This is a genomic window from Bacillus hominis, assembly GCF_018332515.1.
Lineage (GTDB): Bacteria > Bacillota > Bacilli > Bacillales > Bacillaceae_G > Bacillus_A > Bacillus_A hominis.
Genome location: NZ_BOQD01000577.1, coordinates 1 through 487 on the forward strand (window position 1 = coordinate 1; position 487 = coordinate 487).

Genomic DNA, 487 nt, shown 5'->3' on the forward strand with positions numbered 1-487 from the left:
GAAAAACTGTATATTTTTTATCTTAAATCAATTATATCTATAAATTTAAGAAAAATTCTGTTATAAGATGCATCAGTGCAAGCTATTAAATTCTTTATTGGATTTATGTCAGTTACAGTCACATATCTAGTAAGCAAATGACCATCTCTATAATAAGTAATCAATATCTTCTCTTCAGAAAGAAATGAACATAATAACTTGTTTTCAATAATTTCTTGTTCGTCTTGGGTTAATGTAGGGCGCTCCACTTTTATTTGTTTTTTAACAATCTTACCAATACCGATGAATTTCTTCGGTATCGAAGCGAATGAAGTCCGCTTAACCATTCCTATTTCTTTTGGCATATGTGTATAGTTCATGCTGTATATCTCCCTAATTGCTATTAATAACTGTATCATTATATCAATTTTTGGAGATGTTAGGATTATTTATGTAATTATAAAATAAACATTTAGAGGTTTTTGGCTCCTTATAAAATCAACCCAAT

At 28.1% G+C, this 487-nt stretch carries 1 protein-coding gene; it reads right to left on the reverse strand.

Going from position 1 to position 487, the window contains the following annotated elements; all coding sequences use genetic code 11:
• Nucleotides 1-17 precede the first annotated feature (17 nt).
• Nucleotides 18-359: a YolD-like family protein gene (locus tag KI356_RS27445; RefSeq protein WP_128280572.1), complete on the reverse strand. Its 342-nt coding sequence runs from the start codon at nt 357-359 to the stop codon at nt 18-20.
• Nucleotides 360-487: the final 128 nt, after the last annotated feature.

Excerpts from the sequence above, each read along its gene's own strand:
- KI356_RS27445 (WP_128280572.1), bottom strand. The coding sequence starts at position 359 with ATGAACTATACACATATGCCAAAAGAAATAGGAATGGTTAAGCGGACT.